The 21,895-nt window shown below is 72.2% G+C and carries 17 protein-coding genes and 1 tRNA gene; 9 read left to right on the top strand and 9 right to left on the bottom strand.

Annotated features, from left to right (window positions below; genetic code table 11):
• Positions 1-9: 9 nt before the first annotated feature.
• Positions 10-1,695 (bottom strand): urocanate hydratase, encoded by a 1,686-nt coding sequence (gene hutU, locus FHS38_RS15545; RefSeq protein ID WP_184734113.1) that lies wholly within the window; start codon positions 1,693-1,695, stop codon positions 10-12.
• A 280-nt stretch (positions 1,696-1,975) separates the two neighbouring features.
• Between hutU and FHS38_RS15540 the strand changes: the two genes are divergently transcribed.
• Positions 1,976-3,316, top strand: coding sequence for a type III PLP-dependent enzyme domain-containing protein (locus FHS38_RS15540; RefSeq protein ID WP_184734112.1), 1,341 nt, complete (start codon positions 1,976-1,978; stop codon positions 3,314-3,316).
• Between the two features lie 78 nt (positions 3,317-3,394).
• On the opposite strand, the gene FHS38_RS15535 is transcribed toward FHS38_RS15540, so the two are convergent.
• Positions 3,395-3,973, bottom strand: coding sequence for a hypothetical protein (locus FHS38_RS15535; RefSeq protein WP_184734111.1), 579 nt, complete (start codon positions 3,971-3,973; stop codon positions 3,395-3,397).
• A 191-nt stretch (positions 3,974-4,164) separates the two neighbouring features.
• On the opposite strand from FHS38_RS15535, the gene FHS38_RS15530 reads away from it, so the two are divergent.
• Positions 4,165-5,451 (top strand): alpha/beta hydrolase family protein, encoded by a 1,287-nt coding sequence (locus FHS38_RS15530; protein WP_184734110.1) that lies wholly within the window; start codon positions 4,165-4,167, stop codon positions 5,449-5,451.
• Positions 5,452-5,713: 262 nt separating this feature from the next.
• Here the strand turns inward: FHS38_RS15530 and FHS38_RS15525 are convergent, their stop codons facing one another.
• Positions 5,714-6,565: a MurR/RpiR family transcriptional regulator gene (locus tag FHS38_RS15525; RefSeq protein ID WP_184734109.1), complete on the bottom strand. Its 852-nt coding sequence runs from the start codon at positions 6,563-6,565 to the stop codon at positions 5,714-5,716.
• 321 nt (positions 6,566-6,886) lie between these two features.
• Positions 6,887-8,257 carry an acyl-CoA synthetase gene (locus tag FHS38_RS15520; protein ID WP_184734108.1) on the bottom strand — a complete coding sequence of 457 codons (1,371 nt, stop codon included), beginning with the start codon at positions 8,255-8,257 and terminating at the stop codon, positions 6,887-6,889.
• Positions 8,258-8,365: 108 nt separating this feature from the next.
• Between FHS38_RS15520 and FHS38_RS15515 the strand changes: the two genes are divergently transcribed.
• Positions 8,366-8,800: a hypothetical protein gene (locus tag FHS38_RS15515; RefSeq protein ID WP_184734107.1), complete on the top strand. Its 435-nt coding sequence runs from the start codon at positions 8,366-8,368 to the stop codon at positions 8,798-8,800.
• Positions 8,801-9,238: 438 nt separating this feature from the next.
• Here FHS38_RS15515 and FHS38_RS15510 read toward each other — a convergent pair whose 3' ends face one another.
• Positions 9,239-10,633: a cystathionine beta-synthase gene (locus FHS38_RS15510; RefSeq protein ID WP_184734106.1), complete on the bottom strand. Its 1,395-nt coding sequence runs from the start codon at positions 10,631-10,633 to the stop codon at positions 9,239-9,241.
• Positions 10,634-10,804: 171 nt separating this feature from the next.
• On the opposite strand from FHS38_RS15510, the gene FHS38_RS15505 reads away from it, so the two are divergent.
• The 3 genes from FHS38_RS15505 to FHS38_RS15495 all read left to right on the top strand — a co-directional run bounded on the left by FHS38_RS15505 (position 10,805) and on the right by FHS38_RS15495 (position 14,390).
• Positions 10,805-11,833, top strand: a complete 1,029-nt coding sequence (locus tag FHS38_RS15505; RefSeq protein ID WP_184734105.1) for an SGNH/GDSL hydrolase family protein — start codon at positions 10,805-10,807, stop codon at positions 11,831-11,833.
• Positions 11,834-12,052: 219 nt separating this feature from the next.
• The gene (locus FHS38_RS15500) at positions 12,053-13,273 is read left to right on the top strand and encodes an acetyl-CoA C-acetyltransferase (RefSeq protein ID WP_184734104.1); all 1,221 of its coding nucleotides are present in this window, start codon (positions 12,053-12,055) and stop codon (positions 13,271-13,273) included.
• Positions 13,274-13,544: 271 nt separating this feature from the next.
• Positions 13,545-14,390 carry a hypothetical protein gene (locus tag FHS38_RS15495; RefSeq protein WP_184734103.1) on the top strand — a complete coding sequence of 282 codons (846 nt, stop codon included), beginning with the start codon at positions 13,545-13,547 and terminating at the stop codon, positions 14,388-14,390.
• A gap of 85 nt (positions 14,391-14,475) precedes the next feature.
• On the opposite strand, the gene FHS38_RS15490 is transcribed toward FHS38_RS15495, so the two are convergent.
• Positions 14,476-14,814: a hypothetical protein gene (locus FHS38_RS15490; protein ID WP_184734102.1), complete on the bottom strand. Its 339-nt coding sequence runs from the start codon at positions 14,812-14,814 to the stop codon at positions 14,476-14,478.
• A 98-nt stretch (positions 14,815-14,912) separates the two neighbouring features.
• On the opposite strand from FHS38_RS15490, the gene FHS38_RS15485 reads away from it, so the two are divergent.
• Entirely contained in the window at positions 14,913-15,143 is a 231-nt protein-coding gene (locus tag FHS38_RS15485) for a DUF4287 domain-containing protein (protein ID WP_184734191.1), read from the top strand.
• Between the two features lie 115 nt (positions 15,144-15,258).
• Here the strand turns inward: FHS38_RS15485 and FHS38_RS15480 are convergent, their stop codons facing one another.
• Together FHS38_RS15480 and FHS38_RS15475 are read right to left on the bottom strand one after the other, a co-directional pair.
• On the bottom strand, positions 15,259-16,131 hold the full coding sequence (locus FHS38_RS15480; protein ID WP_184734101.1) for a Bax inhibitor-1/YccA family protein: 873 nt from the start codon (positions 16,129-16,131) through the stop codon (positions 15,259-15,261).
• Positions 16,132-16,355: 224 nt separating this feature from the next.
• Positions 16,356-16,440, bottom strand: a tRNA-Leu gene (locus FHS38_RS15475).
• A 408-nt stretch (positions 16,441-16,848) separates the two neighbouring features.
• Between FHS38_RS15475 and FHS38_RS15470 the strand changes: the two genes are divergently transcribed.
• Positions 16,849-17,631 (top strand): ABC transporter ATP-binding protein, encoded by a 783-nt coding sequence (locus FHS38_RS15470; protein WP_184734100.1) that lies wholly within the window; start codon positions 16,849-16,851, stop codon positions 17,629-17,631.
• 106 nt (positions 17,632-17,737) lie between these two features.
• Positions 17,738-20,257 (top strand): ABC transporter permease, encoded by a 2,520-nt coding sequence (locus tag FHS38_RS15465; protein ID WP_184734099.1) that lies wholly within the window; start codon positions 17,738-17,740, stop codon positions 20,255-20,257.
• Between the two features lie 162 nt (positions 20,258-20,419).
• Here the strand turns inward: FHS38_RS15465 and FHS38_RS15460 are convergent, their stop codons facing one another.
• The gene (locus tag FHS38_RS15460; protein WP_184734098.1) at positions 20,420-21,736 is read right to left on the bottom strand and encodes a class I SAM-dependent methyltransferase; all 1,317 of its coding nucleotides are present in this window, start codon (positions 21,734-21,736) and stop codon (positions 20,420-20,422) included.
• Between the last annotated feature and the right edge of the window lie 159 nt (positions 21,737-21,895).

Genomic DNA, 21,895 nt, shown 5'->3' with positions numbered 1-21,895 from the left:
CGGCATCGGTCACGACGCGTCGTCCTCGCGCATCGGAATGCGGACGTCCCGCTCGGCCGCCACCGACTCCGCGATGTCGTAACCCGCGTCCACGTGCCGGATCACGCCCATGCCCGGGTCGTTCGTCAGCACGCGGCGGATCTTCTCGCCCGCGAGGGCCGTGCCGTCGGCGACCGTGACCTGGCCCGCGTGGATGGAGCGGCCCATGCCGACGCCGCCACCGTGGTGGAGGGAGACCCAGGACGCGCCGGAGGCGACGTTGACCATGGCGTTGAGCAGCGGCCAGTCGGCGATCGCGTCGGAGCCGTCGAGCATGGCCTCGGTCTCGCGGTACGGGGAGGCGACCGAGCCGCAGTCGAGGTGGTCGCGGCCGATGGCCAGCGGCGCGGCGAGCGTGCCGTCGGCGACCATCTCGTTGAAGCGCTCACCGGCCTTGTCGCGCTCGCCGTAGCCGAGCCAGCAGATGCGGGCGGGCAGGCCCTGGAAGTGAACCCGCTCCCCGGCCATCTTGATCCAGCGGGCGAGGGACTCGTTCTCGGGGAAGAGTTCGAGCATCGCCTTGTCGGTCTTGTGGATGTCGGCCGGGTCGCCGGAGAGCGCCGCCCAGCGGAAGGGGCCCTTGCCCTCGCAGAAGAGGGGGCGGATGTAGGCGGGCACGAAGCCGGGGAAGTCGAAGGCGCGGGTGTAGCCCGCGAGCTGGGCCTCGCCGCGGATGGAGTTGCCGTAGTCGAAGACCTCGGCGCCCGCGTCCATGAAGCCGACCATGGCCTCGACGTGCCGGGCCATCGACTCGCGGGCCCGCTGGGTGAAGTCGGCGGGCTTCTCGGCCGCGTAGGAGGCCATCTCGTCGAAGTCGATGCCGACGGGGAGGTAGGCGAGCGGGTCGTGGGCGCTCGTCTGGTCGGTGACGATGTCGATGGGGGCGTTCATCGCGAGGAGCTGCGGAAGCAGCTCGGCGGCGTTGCCGAGGACGCCGATGGACAGCGGACGGCGGGCGTCGCGGGCCTCGGTGGCCAGCTGGAGGGCGTGGTCGAGCGAGTCGGCCTTCACGTCCAGGTAGCGGTGCTCGATGCGGCGGTCGATGGCGCGCGGGTCGCAGTCGATGCAGATGGCGACGCCGTCGTTCATGGTGACGGCGAGCGGCTGGGCGCCGCCCATGCCGCCGAGGCCGGCGGTGAGGGTGATCGTCCCGGCGAGGGTGCCGTTGACCCCTCCTTTGCCCTTTGAATGCAGCTTGGCGGCGACGGCGGCGAAGGTCTCGTAGGTGCCCTGGAGGATGCCCTGGGTGCCGATGTAGATCCACGAACCGGCGGTCATCTGCCCGTACATGGTGAGGCCGAGGGCCTCCAGCCGCCGGAACTCCTCCCAGTTGGCCCAGTCGCCGACCAGGTTGGAGTTGGCGATGAGGACGCGCGGCGCCCATTCGTGGGTCTGCATCACGCCGACCGGGCGGCCGGACTGGACGAGCATCGTCTCGTCCTGCTTGAGCGTGGTCAGGGTGCGGACCATGGCGTCGAAGGAGCGCCAGTCGCGGGCGGCCTTGCCGGTGCCGCCGTAGACGACGAGCTTGTCCGGGTGCTCGGCGACCTCGGGGTCGAGGTTGTTCTGCAGCATCCGCAGTGCGGCTTCCTGCTGCCACCCCCGGGCGGTGAGCTCGGTTCCTCGCGGCGCTCGCACGGGTCGCGGTCCTGACATGGGCCCTGCCTCCCTGGCTCTGAATAGAACACTGCACATCTTGGGGCGCTGAATAGCGCTAGTCAACAGGTGCGGGGCGCCTTACGGCGGGCGGTCGACGGTTTCGGGACCGGAACCGCGCCCGAGGCCGTCCCGGAACTCCCCCGGACGACGCCGGGAGGTGCCCCCGGCGGGCATGATCCGGCCGGGCTCGGCCATCGGCCGGCCGTCCCGCCGCACGCCACGCCGGGACCGGCCGCAAACCCTCCCCGCCCACGGCCGCAGGTGGTGGAGTGGAGGCATGACCGGGCAGAGCGCAGACGACAGGCGGGCGGCCGCCGTGCTGGCCGCTGTGGGGCAGGGGGTCGTGGGGGCGGCGCACCCCGTGGCCGGGTTGCTGGACGTACGGGGCATCCGTGAGGCCGCCGCCGCGTTGCGGGGCGCTTTCGCGGAGGTCGGCGGGCACGTGGAGGTGCTGCACGCCTTCGCCGTGAAGGCCGCGGCCCTGGTGCCCGTGCTGCGCCTCCTCGCCGACGAGGGGCTGGGCTGCGAGGTCGCGAGCCCCGGGGAGCTGGCGCTGGCCCGCGCGGCCGGCGTGCCGCCGGGGCACACCGTGCTGGACTCGCCCGCGAAGACGGGCGCGGAGCTGCGCGAGGCGCTGGCGCTCGGCATCGCCGTCAACGCCGACAGCCGCGAGGAGCTGGCCCGGCTGGACGCGCTGGTGCGGTCCGCGCCGACCGACTCGCCCCTGGGTGTACGGGTCAACCCCCAGGTCGGCTGCGGCAGCATCGACGCGCTGAGCACGGCCACGGAGACCTCGAAGTTCGGGGTGGCGCTGCGTGACGCGGGGGCCCGCGACTGGCTGATCGGCGCCTACGCGGAGCGGCCGTGGCTGACCCGGATGCACGCCCACGTGGGGTCGCAGGGCTGCCCCCTGGAGCTGATGGCCGAGGGGGTGCGGATCGCCTACGAGCTGGCCGAGGAGATCAACGGGGTCGTCGGGCGGCAGCAGATCGACACCCTGGACATCGGCGGCGGCCTGCCCGTCAACTTCACGTCCGACGAGGTCACGCCCGCCTTCCGGGACTACGCGCGGCTCCTGGCCGCGACCGTCCCGGGGCTGTTCGACGGGCGGTACGGGCTGGTCACCGAGTTCGGCCGGTCGCTGCTGGCCAAGAGCGGCACGGTGCTGGCCCGGGTGGAGTACACCAAGTCCGCCGGGGGCCGCCGGATCGCGGTGACGCACGCGGGTGCCCAGGTCGCCACGCGCACGGTGTTCGCGCCGGAGTCCTGGCCGCTGCGGGTGGCGGTGTTCGACGCGCTGGGACGGCCGAAGACGACCGAGCCGGTGCCGCAGGACGTCGCCGGACCGTGCTGCTTCGCGGGCGACCTGGTCGCCGTGAACCGACCGCTGCCCCTCCTGGAGGCCGGGGACCATGTCGCGCTGCTCGACACGGGCGCGTACTACTTCTCGAACCACTTCGCGTACAACTCGCTCCCCCGCCCGGGGGTTTACGGCTACGCGCTCGCGGAAGACGGCGAGGCCGTACGGTTCGCCCCGGTGCGTGCGCCGCAGACGCTGGACGAGCTCGTGGCCGAGAGCGGTGAGGCGTACGCCGCGGCTCTCACGGCTCTGCGCTGAACCCGTAAACCGGGGCTCCGCTCATTTTGGGCCCGTCCGGTGATTGAGGACCGGGTCCGGGGCGGAGCCCCGTCACGGTCAACCCCGCGCGCCCGCGCGGACCCGCTTGGAGCCACCCGGCGCCGCGTCCCCCGCCGACAGCCCGGTGGTCAAGTAGCCACGTACCGGCTTCCCGGCGGCGCTGCCCCGCGCCGAGTCCGTACGGACCCACAGGAGCACCTCGCCGGCGCGCTCCAGGCCGCCCAGCCACAGGGCCTTCGCCCACAGACCGACGCCCAGTCCGGCCATCGCCATCCCCGCCGCGGCCGGGACCACGAAGGAGACGGCCACGGCGGCGAGGAAGGCCGCCGCGAGCCACCAGCGCCGGTTGCGCCGCCAGTTCCGTATCGTCACGGCGCGGTCCTGGAGGATGACGGACCGGCCCGCCCGCGACGCGCCGAGCGCGAGCTCCGCGTACCGCCTCCGCCGCGCCGCGAACGCCACGCACGCCGCGACGATGAACAGCGCCGCCCCGGCGAGCACGCCGATCCGGCGTCCGGTGAGCCCCGGCACCAGTACCCCGACGCCGGCGCTCAGCACGCCCAGCCACCACAGCGGGCCGGCGGGTGCCCGTACGACCACCGCCACCCGCGCCAGCGCATACGCACCGCGCCCCACGGCAGACCTCCTTTTGCTCTCTGTTCGCCTGTCCGCGCGGCACGCTAACCGACCAATCTGAGGACCGGCTGAGAACCCACGCTCACCGGGGTCATACCCGGGTATCCCCCGTGACTTGGCTCCGACGTATGACGCCCGGGCACCCGTTCGCTCCCTAAAGTCGGCTCATCAGCCGATCGGAAGGAACCGGGATGCCTGCGTACGAGCGTGGTCTGAAGCGGCGGGCGGTCATCGCGGCGGGGGCGCTGGCCGTGACGTGCCTGCTGGGCACGACCGCCCCCGAGGCGGACGCGCGCGAGGCGGCCGGAGCGGGCCGCCCGCACGGAGACCTGCCGGCGCCCACCGGCCCGTACGCCGTGGGCACCACCGCCCGGCACCTGGTCGACGACGGGCGGCGGGACCCGTGGCGGCCCGGGTCGGGGCACCGCGAGGTGATGGTGAGCTTCTGGTACCCGGCCGAACGGGGGCACGGGGGCCGGACGGCACGGCACATGGACGAGCGCGCGGCGGCCCACTTCGGCTCCGCCACGGGGGCGGGCCCGCTCAACTACGGCGTGCCGGCCGGGAAGGCCGACTGGGCCGCCGCGCGCACGCACGCGACGGTGGACGCGCCCGTCGCCCGGGGCTCGGGCAAGCACCCGGTCGTGCTGTACTCGGCGGGCCTGGGCGACCCCCGCACCTGGAACACCGGCCTCGTGGAGGACCTGGCCTCGCGCGGCTACGTGGTCGTGACCGTCGACCACACCTACGACTCGTCGGAAGTGGCCCTGCCCGGCGGGCGGCTGGCGACGTCGGTCCTCCCCGAGCTGGCCCGGAAGCCCGGTACCGACATCGGCGCCGTGCTGCGCAAGGCGATGAAGGCCCGGGTCGACGACACCCGCTTCGTCCTCGACACCCTCGGGAACGCCAAGCGGCGCGCGTCCCTCCCGCCGGGCCTCTCGAACGCCATGGACCTGCGGCGCGTCGGCATGGCCGGGCACTCCGCGGGCGGCTTCACCGCCGTCCAGACCATGCACGACGACCGCCGGATCCGGGCGGGGATCGACATGGACGGGACACTGGAGTTCCCCGGGCCGGGCGGCTCCGGAAGCGAGCTGGGCACGGTGGCCCGCGACGGCCTGGACCGGCCGTTCCTGCTGATGGGCACGGAGAGCCCGGACTCCGGCGACCACAGTCGGCAGCCGTCGTGGGCGGCCCTGTGGAAGAACTCGACCGGCTGGCGCGGCGACGTGACGCTGCGCGGCTCGCGCCACGGCTCCCTCACCGACGCCTCCTCGCTGCTGCCGTCCCTCGCCGCTCAGGGCGCGGTGCCCCCGGAGACCGTCCGCGACCAGCTCGGGACGGTACGGCCGGAGCGCGCGGTGGCGGCGACCCGGGCGTACGTCGCCGCGTTCTTCGACCGGTTCCTCAAGGGCCGCGACGACCATCTCCTCGACGGCCCGTCGGACCGCTTCCCGGAGATGCGTTTCGCCCGGTAGGGCGGCTTGTCCTGTCGACCCGCGGGCCGTCTTGCCGCCTGCGGTGGCGAGCGCCCTGCGGGCGCGTCCTCAACCGCCGGACGGGCTGCTGTGCTCTGTCCTCAAGCGCCGGACAGGCTGCTGCGCCTTGCCCTCAAGCGCCGGACGGGCTGCTGTGCTCTGTCCTCAAGCGCCGGACGGGCTGAAATCAGGCAGCCCGTCCGGCGCTTGAGGACACCGCCGCGCAGCGGAGGTGTACCCGCCACGGCCCGCAGGGACAAGGTCACTCCACGAACAGCCCCCGCGCAGCGGCCTTCGCGTCGAACTCCTCCAGCCGCGCCTGCGCGTCCGGCAGTGCGTCGCACATCGCCTCCAGCAGCACCCGCCCCAGCAGCATCGGAGCGCACGCCGTGTCGAAGGCGAGGCCCGTGCCGACGGCGGCGGGGAGCAGATGGTCGGTGTGGCCCGCGACGGGGGCGAAGGTGGAGTCGGCGACGGTGACGACGGTCAGCCCCGCGCCCCGCGCGTACTCCAGCGCCTCGACCACCTCGCGCGGGTGGCGGGGCAGCGCGAAGCACAGCAGGGCGCTCGCCCCCGCCCGCACGGCCGCGTCGATGCGGTCGGCGAGCAGGGTGCCGCCCTCGTCGAGGAGCCGGACGTCGGGGTGGACCTTGCGGGCGAAGTAGACGAAGCCGCCCGCCTGGGCGGCCGCCGCGCGCAGACCGAGCACGGGCAGCGGCCGGGAGGCGGCGAGCAGCCGCCCGGCCCGGGCCACGGGGGCCGGGTCGGCGAGCAGCGAGGCGAGGTGGCGGAGGTTGTCGATCTCCGCGTGGACGGCCTGCTGGTACTCGTTGTACGAGCCCTCGCCGGGCGCCTCGGCTGCGGGCACGACATCGCGCAGATGGCGACGCAGGGCGGGGTAGCCGTCGAAGCCGAGGGCGACCGCGAAGCGGGTCACCGACGGCTGGCTGACGCCCGCCAGCTCGGCCAGCTCGACGCTGGAGAGGAAGGGCGCGTCGGCCGCCCGCCGCACCATGCAGTGGGCGATGCGGCGCTGGGTCGGCGTCAGCCGGTGCCCCTCGAAGAGCTTCTGCAGGCGTGCGGTGGCTTCCGGCTCGCCCCCGGTCTCCGTCATCGGGCCCTCCATGGTGTTCGACGGTTCACTCGACCTCGGACCTCCATTCAGATGGCCCTGACTCTGCATGAATATATGCAGCGCCCTGTCGCCGTCCACTGCGGCGCCCTACACCTGTCCGGCGGATCATGGGGGCGCACCGCCGCTGCGCGGTGGTGTCCTCAAGCGCCGGACAGGCTGGAATGGGCTGAGCCCATTCGAAACCAGCCCGTCTGGGGCACCTCCCAGCGGTAGCTGGGGGAGATTGAGGACGCGCCCGCAGGGCGCCCGCCGCCGCAGGCGGCAACGACGGCCCGCAGCCGAAGACCCGCCGGACAGCCCCTACAGCGGCGGCAGCAGCTTCTTCTGGGGCTTGCCCATCGCGTTGCGCGGCAGCGCCTCCAGGAAGCGGATGCGACGCGGCCGCTTGTGGACGGACAGATGCCCGGCCACGAAGTCGATCAGCGCCTTCTCGCTCACCCCGTCGGCCACGACATAGGCGACGATCTCCTGGCCCAGGTCCTCGTGCGGGGCCCCGACGACGGCCGCCTCGCGCACCGCCGGGTGGTCGAGCAGCGCGTTCTCCACCTCGCCCGCCCCGACGCGGTAACCGCCCGACTTGATCAGGTCGGTGGAGGCCCGGCCCACGATGCGGTGCGAGCCGTCCGGGTCGATGGCGGCGATGTCGCCGGTGCGGAACCAGCCGTCGTCCGTGTACGAGGCCGCCGTCGCCTCCGGGCGGCCCAGGTATCCGGTGAACAGCGTCGGCCCGGACACCTCCAGCTCGCCGATCTCCGCGCCGCTCTCCGCCACCACGCGCGTCCGCACCCCGGCCAGCGGCAGCCCGACCGAGCCCGGCAGGCGCTCCCCGTCGGCCCGCGCGGAGACGGTGATCAGGGTCTCGGTCATGCCGTACCGCTCGACGGGCCGCTGCCCGGTGAGCCGTTCCAGGTCCCGGAAGACGGGCGCGGGCAGCGCCGCGCTGCCCGACACCAGCAGCCGTGCCCCGCTCAGCTCCCGCGCGGCGTCCGGTTCGCGGACGACGCGGGACCACACGGTCGGCACCCCGAAGTACAGGCTGCCGCCGGCCGCCGCGTACGCCTGCGGGGTCGGCCTGCCCGTGTGCACCAGGCGGCACCCGGTGCGCAGCGCGCCGAGGACGCCCAGCACGAGGCCGTGCACGTGGAAGAGCGGCAGTCCGTGCACGAGCGTGTCCTCCGCCGTCCACTGCCAGGCCTCCGCGAGCCCGTCCAGGCCCGCCGCCACCGCGCCGCGCGGGATCAGCGCCCCCTTGGGCGCCCCCGTCGTCCCGGAGGTGTAGAGGATCAGCGCGGTCGTCTTCGGGTCCTCCGCCACGGCGGAGAAGTCGGCGCGCTCTCGCGGGTCCACCGGCACGTCGGCGTCCTCGCCGCCGCCCAGGACGAGTTCGGCGCCGGAGTCCCGCAGGATGTGCTCCCGCTCGGCGGGCCCGGCGTCGGGCGGCAGCGGCACCACGGGCACGCCGGCGAGCAGGCCGCCCACGACGGCCACGACCGTCGCCGCGGTCGCGTCGGCCCGCACGGCCACGGAGGCCGCGCCCGCGATCCGGGACGCCACCGCGCCCGCGGCACCCAGGAGTTCCTCCCGCGAGAGGGACTGCCCGGCGACGGTGAGGGCGTCCGCCCGGTCGACGGCCCCGGGTCCGGCGAGGGACGACAGCAGAGGTACGGGCACGGACTGCTCCTTCCACGGGGGCCCTCGCGTCGCGGGGACTTCCCCTACTGCGGATACGGGTGCTGGCCCCACTGACCACGGGGCCCCAGTGACCGTACCGTTGCGGGCATGATGGCCCGCGACCCCGAGCTGAAAAAGGAACTCGACGCGACCCTCCAGACCCGTAAGGAGCTGGGGTCGGAGTACGAGTCGGAACTCATCGACTCTTTCTTGGAGAAGATCGAGCGGAAAGTCGAGCAGACGCTCGACGGCACGGTCGACAAGCGGGTGCGACGACACCTCGCCGAACAACAGATGACGATCGCCCGCGGCGGCCGTCCCCGCGCGGGCGACCCCGACACGGGCAGCTTCGGCGAGCGCTTCGGCTTCGCCGCGGTCTCCCTGGTCCTGGCGATCCCGCTGTCCGCCATAGCCGTGGTCAACGCGGGCCTGTCCGGCCTGCTGGTGAGCTGGGCGGGCATAGTCGGCGTCAACCTGGCGCAGTCGGCGGGAGGTTTCCCCTGGCTGCACGGCCGGAAGAAGGAAGAACCCCACTGGGATTAGGGGGCGAAATCGCTCCGGGTACCCCCGCTTCCGCTGCGAGTGAGCCGAAGGGGCGCCCCTGTCGAAAGCGACGAGACCAAGCGTCGGAGCGAGGAACGAGCGACAAAGCGCAGTGTCGAGGAGTGTCGACAGGGGATCAGAGCCCCGGAGGCGAACGAGTCCAAAAAAAGGGGGGACCGCCGCACCACCGGCCGAGGCCAGGGTCGGGACGACGGCGGTCCCCCTGAGGACGCGGTCCGAACCGGCGTCCGCGTCCGGGCGACCTTGGAGTCCGGGAGCCGCTCCGGAATTCCTGCCGCCGTTTGTGAGGTGCCGGCCCGGGCGGAAAGCCCGTGCCGACACCCCTCAATATGCCGGACCGTTGTTAAGTCCGTGCTGCGAGCACGTGACTTGTACGTGCCTTTGACGGCCCGTCCGTTGGCCCGCAGGCCACCGGCGCTACTTGGCGCCGCCCGCGCCCTCCGCCAGGAAGGCCAGCAGGTCCTGACGGCTCACCACACCGGTCGGCTTGCCCTCGACGAGGACGACCGCCGCGTCGGCCTGGCCGAGCACGGCCATCAGGTCCGCGACCGGCTCGCCGGAGCCGACCTGCGGCAGCGGCGGGCACATGTGCTTCTCCAGCGGGTCGGAGAGGGAGGCACGCTGGGCGAACAGGGCGTCCAGCAGCTCGCGCTCCACGACCGAGCCGATCACCTCGGCGGCCATCACATCGGGGTGCCCCGCACCCGGCTTCACGATGGGCATCTGCGAGACGCCGTACTCGCGGAGCACCTCGATGGCCTCACCGACGGTCTCCTCGGGGTGCATGTGCACCAGCGAGGGCATGTCGCCCTCCTTGCGGCGCAGCACGTCGGCGACGCGCGCGGCGTCGCCGGCCTCCTCCAGGAAGCCGTAGTCCGCCATCCACTCGTCGTTGAAGATCTTGCTGAGGTAGCCGCGGCCGCTGTCGGGCAGCAGGACGACGACCACGTCGTCCGGGCCGAGACCCTCGGCGGCGCGCAGGGCGCTGACGACCGCCATGCCGCAGGAGCCGCCGACGAGCAGGCCCTCCTCCTTGGCGAGGCGGCGGGTCATCTGGAAGGCGTCCTTGTCGGAGACCGCGATGATCTCGTCGGTCACCGTGCCGTCGTAGGCGGTCGGCCAGAAGTCCTCACCGACGCCCTCGATCAGGTACGGACGGCCGGAGCCGCCGCTGTAGACCGAGCCCTCCGGGTCCGAGCCGATGACCTTGACCCGGCCGCCGCTGATCTCCTTGAGGTAGCGGCCGGTGCCGCTGATCGTGCCGCCGGTGCCGACGCCCGCGACGAAATGGGTGATCTTCCCCGCCGTCTGCTCCCACAGCTCGGGGCCGGTGGACTCGTAGTGGGAGAGGGGGTTGTTCGGGTTGCTGTACTGGTCCGGCTTCCAGGCGTTGGGGGTCTCCGCAACGAGTCGGTCGGAAACGTTGTAGTAGGAATCCGGGTGCTCGGGGTCCACCGCGGTCGGGCAGACCACGACCTCCGCGCCGTACGCCCGCAGCACATTGATCTTGTCAGTGGAGACCTTGTCCGGGCAGACGAAGATGCACTTGTAGCCCTTCTGCTGAGCCACGATCGCAAGGCCCACGCCCGTGTTGCCGGACGTCGGCTCGACGATCGTGCCGCCGGGCTTCAGCTCCCCGGACTTCTCGGCGGCCTCGATCATCCGCACGGCGATACGGTCCTTCACCGAGCCGCCGGGGTTGAAGTACTCGATCTTGGCAAGCACGGTGGCTTGAAGGCCTTCGGTCACGCTGTTGAGCTTCACGAGCGGGGTGTTGCCAACGAGCTCAATCATCGAATCGTGATACTGCACGGTGATCTCCGCGGTCGGGGGTACTAGCGGTCGTCGCGTACCCATACATCCAGCCTATTGCGCCGCCGAGTGCACTAGCGGCGCGTTGCGCGGGCGGGCGCTCGGGGCAACAAGCTGTTAGCACGGTCGGGCAAGGGTGCACGGCGGTGGATCGGGAGGAGGCCCGGGCCTATGTCCATGTCGAGGGCGAGGGTCGCACGGCGGATCGCGGCCGCCGCCGCGTACGGCGGCGGCGGGGTCGGACTGCTGGGCGGGGCGGCGCTGGGCGTGCTGCTCACGGAGGTCGCGCTGGCCCGGCGGGTGGTCGGCGGGCACAACGACGCCCCGCCGCGCGCGGACGGCCGCTACGGCTCCTCCTTCGTCCACCGGCTGGGGCACGAGCCGCTGCTGCTGGGCGTGCTCGGCGACTCCACGGCCGCCGGGCAGGGCGTGCACCGCCCCCGGCAGACGCCGGGGGCCCTCCTGGCCTCGGGGCTCGCGGCGGTCGCGGAGCGGCCCGTGGAGCTGCGCAACGCGGCGCTGTCGGGTGCGCAGTCGCACGACCTGGAGCGGCAGGTCACCGTGCTGCTGTCCGATCCGGCCCGGATCCCCGACGTCTGCGTGATCATGATCGGGGCGAACGACGTCACCCACCGGATGCCCTTCGCCCGGTCCGTGCGGCTGCTCTCCGACGCGGTGCGCAGACTGCGGGAGGCGGGCTGCGAGGTGGTCGTGGGCACCTGCCCCGACCTGGGCACGATCGAGCCGGTGTACCAGCCGCTGCGCTGGCTGGCCCGGAAGCTGAGCCGCCAGCTGGCGGCGGCGCAGACCATAGGGGTGCTGGAGGCGGGCGGCCGCACGGTCTCGCTGGGCGCCCTGCTGGGTCCGGAGTTCGAGCAGAACCCGCGGGAGCTGTTCGGCCCGGACAACTACCACCCCTCGGCCGAGGGGTACGCGACGGCGGCCATGGCGGTGCTGCCGACCCTGTGCGCGGCGCTGGGCTTCTGGCCGGAGGACGAGGAGCGGCCGGACGCGACCCGCCGCGAGGGCATCCTGCCCGTGGCCCGGGCGGCCGCCGAGGCGGCGGCCGAGGGCGGTACGGAGGTCACGGCGGCCCGCGGCCGGTGGGCTCTGCTCAAGCACCGCAGGCGGCGGCGCCTGCCGGCGCACACGGAGGCCACGCCCCACCACGTCTGGTCCCGGGCGCGGCGCGAGGCCTGAGCGGCGGGCGGGTGCGGTGGTGCCGGGCGGCCGGCCCCGCCGCACCCGCACCCCGCCTGAGCAGCCGCTTAGAAAAGAGGCCCGCATCACAGCACGGAGTCGGTGACCATGGCCCTACGTGCGGGTAACTTCCAGTTGAGTCCATCCCGCCCGCCACCCGGCCACCACCCCTCAACGAGGCGCTGCGCGCCGCACCTTCACTCGCCCCTTGGAGCCGTGATGCCCGAAGCCGTGATCGTCTCAACCGCCCGCTCCCCCATCGGCCGCGCCTTCAAGGGCTCGCTGAAGGACCTGCGCCCCGACGATCTGACCGCCACGATCATCCAGGCGGCGCTCGCCAAGATCCCCGAGCTCGACCCGCGCGACATCGACGACCTGATGCTCGGCTGCGGTCTGCCCGGCGGTGAGCAGGGCCACAACCTGGGCCGCATCGTGGCCGTGCAGATGGGCATGGACCACCTGCCGGGCTGCACGATCACCCGTTACTGTTCCTCGTCGCTCCAGACCTCGCGGATGGCGCTGCACGCCATCAAGGCGGGCGAGGGTGACGTCTTCATCTCGGCGGGCGTCGAGATGGTCTCCCGGTCCGTCAACGGCTCCTCCGACGGCCTGCCCGGCACCCACAACCCGCTCTTCGCGGACGCCGAGGCCCGCACCGCCGAGCGCGCCGCGCAGGAGGGCACGGACTGGCACGACCCGCGCGAGGACGGCCTCGTGCCGGACGCGTACATCGCGATGGGACAGACGGCCGAGAACCTGGCCCGCCTCAAGGGCGTCACCCGCCAGGACATGGACGAGTTCGGCGTACGGTCGCAGAACCTCGCCGAGGAAGCCATCAAGAACGGCTTCTGGGAGCGCGAGATCACCCCGGTCACCACCCCGGACGGCACGGTCGTCACCAAGGACGACGGTCCGCGCGCGGGTGTGACCCTGGAGGGCGTCTCGGGCCTGAAGCCCGCCTTCCGCCCCGACGGTCTGATCACGGCGGCCAACTGCTGCCCGCTCAACGACGGTGCCGCCGCCCTGGTGATCATGTCCGACACCAAGGCGCGCGAGCTGGGCCTGACCCCGCTCGCCCGGATCGTCTCGACCGGCGTCTCGGGCCTGTCCCCCGAGATCATGGGCTACGGGCCGGTGGAGGCCAGCAAGCAGGCCCTGAAGCGGGCCGGGCTGGGCATCGGCGACATCGACCTGGTCGAGATCAACGAGGCGTTCGCGGCGCAGGTCATCCCCTCGTACCGGGACCTCGGCATCGACCTGGACCGTCTGAACGTCAACGGCGGCGCCATCGCCGTGGGTCACCCCTTCGGTATGACCGGCGCGCGCATCACCGGCACGCTCATCAACTCGCTCCAGTTCCACGACAAGCAGTTCGGCCTGGAAACGATGTGTGTCGGTGGCGGCCAGGGCATGGCCATGGTGATCGAGCGGCTGAGCTGAGTCTGAGCTGACCTGCAAGGTCTCCCGCTCGACGCACATCTGACCCCATATCGGCCTCCGGCGTGGCCGTGCGGGAACGTGACCGAATCTCCCCCAGGATGTGACCAATGTCCCGGGGGAGATTCGTTTCCCCAGGTCAGAGTCGTTGAAGGAACAACGTCCAGGCCCTTGGTCCCGCCCGTTTCATGACGTTTTGCACTACGCTCCGGGGGCATCGCGCGCGAAGCTGAGGTAGGAATTCGGGGGATCTATTGCAACCGGGAGTACGTCAGTGAGCGCCATGTCCCTTGCCCTGCTGCTTGCCGCTGCCACCGCGACGGCGGCGGGCGCCGCCGCCCTCCACACCACGCGCGGTCTGCGCCGGCAGATCACCGCCCTGCGCGTCGAGCTGGCGGCCGCCACCGCGGACCGCCCGGTCCACGCGCCGGTGCCCGCCGCCCGGACCGCCCCCGTCGCGGAGCTCTCCGAGATACGCGCGGCCGTTGCCGACGCGCTCGCCGAGGAGCGCGAGCGGGAGCTGGCCGAGGCTCGCGCCTTCTGGGCGGCACAGGAGGCCCGGGACGCCGCCGACGCCCCGTCCCTGCTGGGCGGCCTGGCCGGCCTCGGTGACGACCTGCTGACGCCCGAGGGCCCCTACGGCGGGCTCTTCGTGCCCCGCCAGGCGGACCTCGCCGGTCTGGAGCCGCTGCCGGGCACCGACCCGCTGACCGAGGCGGCCGAGGCCGTCGCCGACGCGGAGGCCGCCGAATCGCCCGAGCTGGCCGCCGCGCGCCGGCGCCACCCCTCGCACCCGGACTTCTCGCCGTTCCCCCAGGTCGACGATCACGAGCGCACCGTCGAGCGGCTCGCCGAGCTGGCGGAGACGCGGATGCCGCTCGCCGACGTGCGCCCCGGACCGCTCGGCACCCTCGACGTGTACGTCTTCGCCGACGGCACCACGATCTGCATGACCCCCGGCCACCGCGAGACCGCCGAGCAGCTCGCGGACGCACTGCGCACCGGCGACGCCCCCGTCCTGCTGGGCGGCTCCGGGGTCTCCGGCGCGTACGCCCTGACGTTCGGCTGCGCGTCGGGGAACGTCTACGTCCTCGCCGACCGCGTCATCGCCTCCCTGTAGGCCCCTCACGGGCCCGGCAGGGCCCGTACGCACTCCCGCACGCCCCGGGGGCCCGGCGGGCCTTCCGCCGCCCTCCGTAAGGCGTTTACAGGCCGCAGCGCTTCGCCGCGGCCTCGACGAGGGCCACGGCCTCGGCCACCCCCGGACCCGTCGCGGCCGGATCCCCACCGCCGAGGGCCAGCGCTTCGGCCAAATCGTGGCCGGCCACGGCCACTTGGTCGGCGACCGCGAACATGCCGGCCTCCGGCATCTCCCTGGGCGCGGCCGTCCCCGGCTCCTCGATCCGCTGCGTCCAGGCGGCCAGGTCTCGGGCCAGGGCCAGCGCTTCCGCCGCCGCCCCCCTGCTCAGTCGGGACTGCGGCAGGGCACGCAGCCGGTCGGCGAAGGCGTCCACAGCGGCCAGAAGAGGCGTCACATCATCCACGCCGCGAGCCTATGCGCCGCCCACCGACTGTTGCCAACGCCTGAACACTCAGGCACGGTGACATGAAGGACCATCATTCGACGCGTCCGGAGGCGCCGATGACCCACGTCTTCTCCGACGAAACCCACCGGAATCTGCTCTCCCGAATCCCCCAATGCACCGGTCGCGAGATCGCCGACTGGCTGCGCACGGTCGATGAAGGCCCCTCTCTCTTCCGCTTCGAGGAGAAGGTCAGCTGGCTGCGGGGAGAGCACGACCTCGCATACGGCCACGCCAAAGCGATCGTCCACGAGTACGACCTCCGGCGGGCGGCGCGGAAGCTGGGATAGCCGCACACCCGGCGAAACGACCCCCGACAGACGACGAAGGGCCCGGGAAGGCGATGCCTTCCCGGGCCCTTCCGGTCGCCATGGCGACCGGTTCCCACTACTACTGCTGTTGCCGTCAGTCGCTGCTCAGCAGCGAGATCAGGCGGAGCATCTCGGTGTAGATCCACACGAGGGAGAGCGTCAGGCCGAAGGCCGCCAGCCAGGACTCCTCGCGGGGCGCGCCGTAGCGGACGCCGTCCTCGATCTGCTTGAAGTCCAGCGCGAGGAACGCCGCGCCGAGCAGCACGCCGACGATGCCGACGACGATGCCCAGACCGCCGGTGCGGAAGCCGAGGCCGTCGCCACCGCCGAAGACGGCGAACAGCATGTTGACGGCCATCAGCAGCACGAAGCCGATCGCGGCCGCCATCACGAAGCGGACGAACCTGCGGTCGACCCGGATGAGGCGGGTCTTGTAGGCGATCAGGACACCCACGAAGACGGCGGTCGTACCGAGCACCGCCTGCATCGGGGCGCCCTGCGCGACGTTGTTGTAGACCTGGCTGATCACGCCGAGGAACAGGCCCTCGAAGACGGCGTAGCCGAGGATCAGCGCGGGGACGGGCTTGGCCTTGAACGCCTGGATGAAGCCGAGCACCATCGCGACGAGACCGGCACCGAATCCGAGCGCCACGGGCAGCTCGAGCGCCCAGGCCAGACCGGCGGCGACGACGACGGCGCCCAGCGTCATGCCGGTGCGCGAGACGACGTCGTCCATGGTCATCCGGCCGGGCTGCGCCGGAGCCTGCGGGGCACCGTGCTGCAGATCGGGCCCGCCGGTCGCGTACGGGTTCGCCGCGTAGGGGTTGGTGGGCTCGGCGTACGGGTTGGTCGCGTAGGGGTTGCCCTGGGTCGCGGCCCCGGCCTGCGGCCCCGCGTTGAAGCCCGCGTAGCCGCCGTTGTCGCGGCTGAACCCCCGTCGCGAGAAGACCGGGTTGCTGCTCCTCATTTCACTCCTCCATGGCCACCCTGCGCGGCCTTGCGACAAGGGTAATAGGTAGGCAAAGAAATGGCCCTCCTGCTTGGGGACGATCTTTTCTTTGCGCGTCTTCCCTCACAACGCAAACCGAAGCCGGTCGGTTCCACGTGACGCGTCGCACACCGAGAAACGGTGGGGTACATTCCGCTTCCGGCGGAGACCGCGCCCGTGTGCGGATACAGCACGGTGCGCGTTGGTGCCCGGAACCGGACTCGAACCGGCACGGCCGTAAGGCCAGCGAGGTTTAAGCTCGCCGTGTCTGCATTCCACCATCCGGGCAGAGCTCTCGGGCCGTAACGGGCTGGGAGGCGCGCGCGCCTCACCAGAAGAGAGCAGGACGAGCCTATCCGGGGAGCGCCCCCCAAACAGCGGAACGATGACCCGAGGTTGTCTTATTTTATTGGCAACTGAGGGCCTATCAGTGCAGGGATGACGCCATTGGCACATGCCAGAGGCCGATCTCCCCCGATCTCCCCTGTCCATCCCCCCGCCCCCGGCGCCGCCCGCAATTGTCGCAATCTCGTCTCCGGCACTCAGGGGCGCCCTCCTACCAAAGGATGACGAACCGCTCGGCGGCTACCCCTTGAGTCTGTCCCGGGAACGGGAGCTGGGTCTGACCCCGGCGGCATATCCGCACAGGACGATGGAGATACGTCCCCGCCCTCGTCCCGACAGGAGTGCTCCACCGTGACCACCACCCCCTTCGGCGTCCAGACCGCCGTCCGCACCACCGCGGTGGCGGCCCGCGCCACGGACCTCACCAAGGTCTACGGACAGGGCGAGACCCAGGTGGTCGCCCTGGACGCCGTGTCCGTGGAGTTCCGTCAGGCCGAGTTCACCGCGATCATGGGCCCGTCCGGCTCCGGCAAGTCGACGCTCATGCACTGCATGGCGGGCCTCGACTCCGTCTCCGGCGGCTCCGCGCGGATCGGCGACACCGAGCTCACCTCGCTGAACGACAAGAAGCTCACCCGCCTTCGGCGCGACAAGATCGGCTTCATCTTCCAGGCGTTCAACCTGCTGCCCACGCTGAACGCCCTGGAGAACATCACGCTTCCCATGGACATCGCGGGCCGCAAGCCCGACAAGCAGTGGCTGGACATGGTCGTCGACACCGTCGGGCTCTCCGGGCGGCTCAAGCACCGGCCCAACCAGCTCTCCGGCGGCCAGCAGCAGCGCGTCGCCGTGGCCCGCGCCCTGGCCGGCCGCCCCGAGATCATGTTCGCCGACGAGCCGACCGGAAACCTCGACTCCCGCTCCGGCGCCGAGGTGCTGGGCTTCCTGCGCAACTCGGTGCGCGAGCTGGGCCAGACCGTGGTCATGGTCACCCACGACCCCGTCGCCGCCTCCTACGCCGACCGCGTCGTCTTCCTCGCCGACGGCCGCATCGTCGACGAACTGCGCGAGCCCACCGCCGACGCGGTCCTCGACCGCATGAAGCGCTTCGACGCCAAGGGCCGCACGAGCTGAGGACCGGGGGCAGCCCCCGAACCGACGCCCACAGGGCCCCCTCCCTCTCGTCCCCCCTCGCCCCTCACCCGTCACAGGGACGAGGGAACCCCACTCAGGACTGACCATGTTCCGTACCGCCTTGCGCAATGTGCTCGCGCACAAGGCCCGGCTGCTGATGACCGTCCTCGCCGTCATGCTCGGCGTGGCCTTCGTCTCCGGCACCCTGGTCTTCACCTCGACCATCTCGGACGCGTACCAGAAGAGCTCCCAGAAGGGCTTCACCGGCGTCGACGTCGCCATCCAGCCCCACCGGGAGGACGGCGACAAGGGCAAGCCCGGTGCCGCGCCCGACCTCGGCCAGGGCCTGCTCGACCGGGCCGCGAAGGTGCCGGGCGCCGCCTCGGTCACCGGCTCCGTGAACGGCTTCGCCGCGATATCGGACAAGAAGGGCAAGCTCCTCGGTGAGGGCTTCGCCTCCTCCGGCGCCAACTACTACCCGGGCACCGGCGGCAAGGACCCCCGCTACCCGATGAAGAGCGGCCGCGCGCCGCAGGCGAAGGGCGAGATCGCCCTCGACGCCACCACCGCCGACCGCGCGGGCTACAAGGTCGGTGACACCGTCCGGGTCTCCGTGAACGGCCCGGTGCTGCCGCAGAAGGTCACCGGCATCTTCACCACCGACGACGGCAACGTCGCCGCCGGTGGCAGCCTCGCCCTCTTCGACACCCCGACCGCGCAGAAGCTCTACGCCAAGCCCGGCCGGTTCAGCGAGATCGACGTGAAGGCCGCGCCCGGCACGTCCCAGACCGCGCTCAAGACCGAGCTGGACAAGATCCTGCCGCGCGACGCCGAGGCCACCACCGGCAAGAAGCTCGCCGACGACCAGGCGAAGATCATCGCCACCGGCATGAACGGCATGAAGGACGGCCTGCTGATCTTCGCGGGCATCTCGCTCTTCGTGGGCATCTTCATCATCGCCAACACCTTCACCATGCTGGTCTCCCAGCGCACCAAGGAGCTGGCGCTGATGCGCGCGGTCGGCGCGAGCCGCCGTCAGGTCACCCGCTCCGTGCTCATCGAGGCGTTCGTCGTCGGCGCGGTCGCGGCCGTCGCGGGCCTCGTGGCCGGCATCGGCATCGGCTCCGGTCTGCGCGCCCTGATGAACGGCACCGGCGCCACCGTCCCCGACGGCCCGCTCGTGATCCCGCCCTCCGCGATCATCAGCTCGCTGGTCGTCGGCATCGTCGTGACGATGCTCGCCGCCTGGCTGCCCGGCCGCCGTGCCGCGAAGATCCCCCCGGTCGCCGCGATGAACAGCGTGCACGCCGTGGCCACCACCCGGTCGCTGGTGGTCCGCAACTCCATCGGCGCCGTCCTCGCCGCCGCGGGTGTCGCGCTCGTCCTCGTCTCGAAGACCCAGTCGATCCTCGGCATGGGCGCGGCGCTGCTGCTCGTCGGCGTCTTCGTGCTCACCCCGCTGCTGTCCCGCCCGCTGATCGCCGCCGCGGCCCCCGTGCTGCGCGTCTTCGGGATCTCCGGCAAGCTCGCCCGGCAGAACGCGGTCCGCAACCCGCGCCGCACCGCCGCGACCGCCTCGGCCCTGATGATCGGCCTCACCCTGATCACCGGCCTCACGGTCATCGCGGGCAGCGTGTCCAAGGCCATCGACAAGATGGCCACGGAGGCCATCAAGGCCGACTACATCGTCTCCATGGCGAGCCGGACCCCGCTCTCCCCGGACGTCGAGAAGAAGCTGTCCGCGCTGGACGGGGTCACCGCCTCCAGCCCGCTGCGCCAGTCCCCGTCCCGGATCGACGGCGACTTCCAGCAGCTGGTCGGGGTGAACAGCAAGACCATCACCGACCTCACCAAGCTCGACTTCACCAAGGGCTCGTTCGCCGGCCTCTCCGGCAACAAGGTCGTCGTCGACGACAAGACCGCCCGCAGCTACGGCTGGAAGCTCGGCTCGACCCTCGACACCACCTTTGAGGACGGCAAGCGGGGCAAGCTCACGGTCTCGGGTGTCTACGTGGGCAACGACCTGATGCGCGGCATCATGGTCGACACCAGGACCCTCGCCCCGCACCAGAGCGAGATCACCGACCAGCAGGTCATGGTCAAGACCAAGGCCGGCGTGAGCGAGGCGTCCAAGGAGTCGCTGCACAAGGCCCTCGGCGACAACCCGGCCATCCTGGTCCAGGACAAGAAGGACATCTCCGAGTCCATCGCCGGCGCGATCAACCTGATGCTGAACATGCTCTACGGGCTGCTCGCGATGGCCGTGATCGTCGCGGTGCTCGGCGTCGTCAACACCCTCGCGATGTCCGTCTTCGAGCGGTCGCAGGAGATCGGCATGCTGCGCGCCATCGGCCTGGACCGCAAGGGCATCAAGCGGATGGTGCGGCTGGAGTCGCTGGTCATCTCGCTCTTCGGCGGTGTGCTCGGCATCGGCCTCGGTGTCTTCCTCGGCTGGGCGGCCGGCGAGCTGATCCGCAACGCCATGGCCACCTACGAGCTGGTGCTCCCGTGGGGCCGCATGGGGATCTTCCTGCTGCTGGCCGCCGCCGTGGGCGTGCTGGCCGCGCTGTGGCCCGCCCGCCGGGCGGCCCGGCTGAACATGCTCTCGGCCATCAAGGCCGAGTAGCGGACGCGGGCGTCGCGGTCGGCCCGAATCCGACCGCGACGCCCGTGGACAAGGCCCGGCCCGCGCGACCTCCCGTCGCGCGGACCGGGCCTTCTTCGTACGCCGGCCTCCTCCGTACGGGCCGGGCCTTCTCCGTACGGAGCGGACCTTCTTCGTCCGGGTTCAGCCCCGCCACTCCCGGGTCCGCAGCGGCAGCCCCGACGCGCCGGATTCGGGCGTACGGACCGCCAGCACCTGGTTGACCCCTATCCGGTTGCGCTCGAAGGACAGCGCGGACGCGGCCATGTAGAGACGCCAGACACGGGCGCGACCGGGCGAACCGAGCCGGACGGCCTCGTCCCAGTGGGTCTCCAGATTGGCCACCCAGCGGCGCAGCGTCAGGGCGTAGTGCTCGCGCAGCGCCTCCACGTCGCGGACCTCGAACCCGGCCCGCTCCAGTTGTCCGACGGTCCGGCCGACGGGCGCCAGCTCACCGTCGGGGAAGACGTAGCGGTCGATGAACTCGTCGACCTCGTAGGCCCCCTCGTCCGTCAGCGGCCGGCGGGCGATCTGGTGGTTGAGCAGCCGGCCGCCGGGCTTCAGCAGCCCGTACAACTCGGCGGCGTACTCGGCGTAGCGCGCGGAGCCGACGTGCTCGGCCATGCCGATGGAGGAAATGGCGTCGAAGGGACCGTCGAAGGTCTCGCGGTAGTCCTGGACCCGTACCTCGACGCGGTCCGCCAGCCCGGCCTCGGCGATCCGCTTGCGGGCGTACGCGGCCTGCTCCTCGGAGAGCGTGATGCCCACCGCGCTCACCCCGTACTCGCGGGCGGCGTGCAGCACCATCGAGCCCCAGCCGCAGCCGACGTCCAGGAGGCGCTGTCCGGGTTCGAGGGCCAGCTTGCGGCAGACGAGGTCGAGCTTGGCCCGCTGGGCCTCTTCGAGGGTGGAGCCGGGGCTCTCCCAATAGGCGCAGGAGTAGACCATCGAGGGGCCGAGGACCCGCTCGTAGAAGGTGTTGCCCACGTCGTAGTGGTGGCTGATGGCCGCCTTGTCGCGGCGCGGGGTGTGCAGCCGGCCGCCGCGGGTGCGGGCCGCCTCCTCGGGCGGCGGCGTCGGCGGCAGCCCGGGCCCGGCGATCTTGATCAGCTCGATGCCCGCGGCGCGCGTTCCCGGGTCGCGCAGGGCGCTCAGCAGGGCGGTGAGGCCCGAGGTGCGGGTGGTGTCCTCGCCGCGCTCCCAGAGGGAGCCGGAGAGCAGGTCGAGGGCTTCGTAGAGATCGCCGTCGACGTCGAGGTCACCGGCGACCCAGGCGCGGGCCAGGCCCAGCTCGCCCGGCTTCCACAGCAGCCTGCGCAGGGCCCGACGACGGCGGATGACCAGGACCGGGGTCCCCGGAGGGCCGGACTCGCTGCGGTCCCAGGCGCGGAGCCGCACCGGGAGCGGGGCTCCCAGTACCTGCTCCGCGAGCGCGGTGAGCCGTCCAGCGGCGTCGGCCATGTCGCACACCTCCGTGATGAAGCGCCAGGAAAAGATTCATCTGACACCTAAACACCTACGGGTCGCGCTGTACTCCCGTCCCCTGAGACTTGGTCAACTCCCCTGCCGCTAAACATGCCGAAGGGCGCCCACCCCACGGAAGATGGACGCCCTTCGGAC

The sequence above is a fragment of the Streptomyces netropsis genome, assembly GCF_014203545.1.
GTDB classification, from domain to species: Bacteria; Actinomycetota; Actinomycetes; order Streptomycetales; family Streptomycetaceae; genus Streptomyces; species Streptomyces netropsis.
Note: the sequence above shows the minus strand (reverse complement) of the source record. Positions and strands in the feature narration are given on the sequence as shown.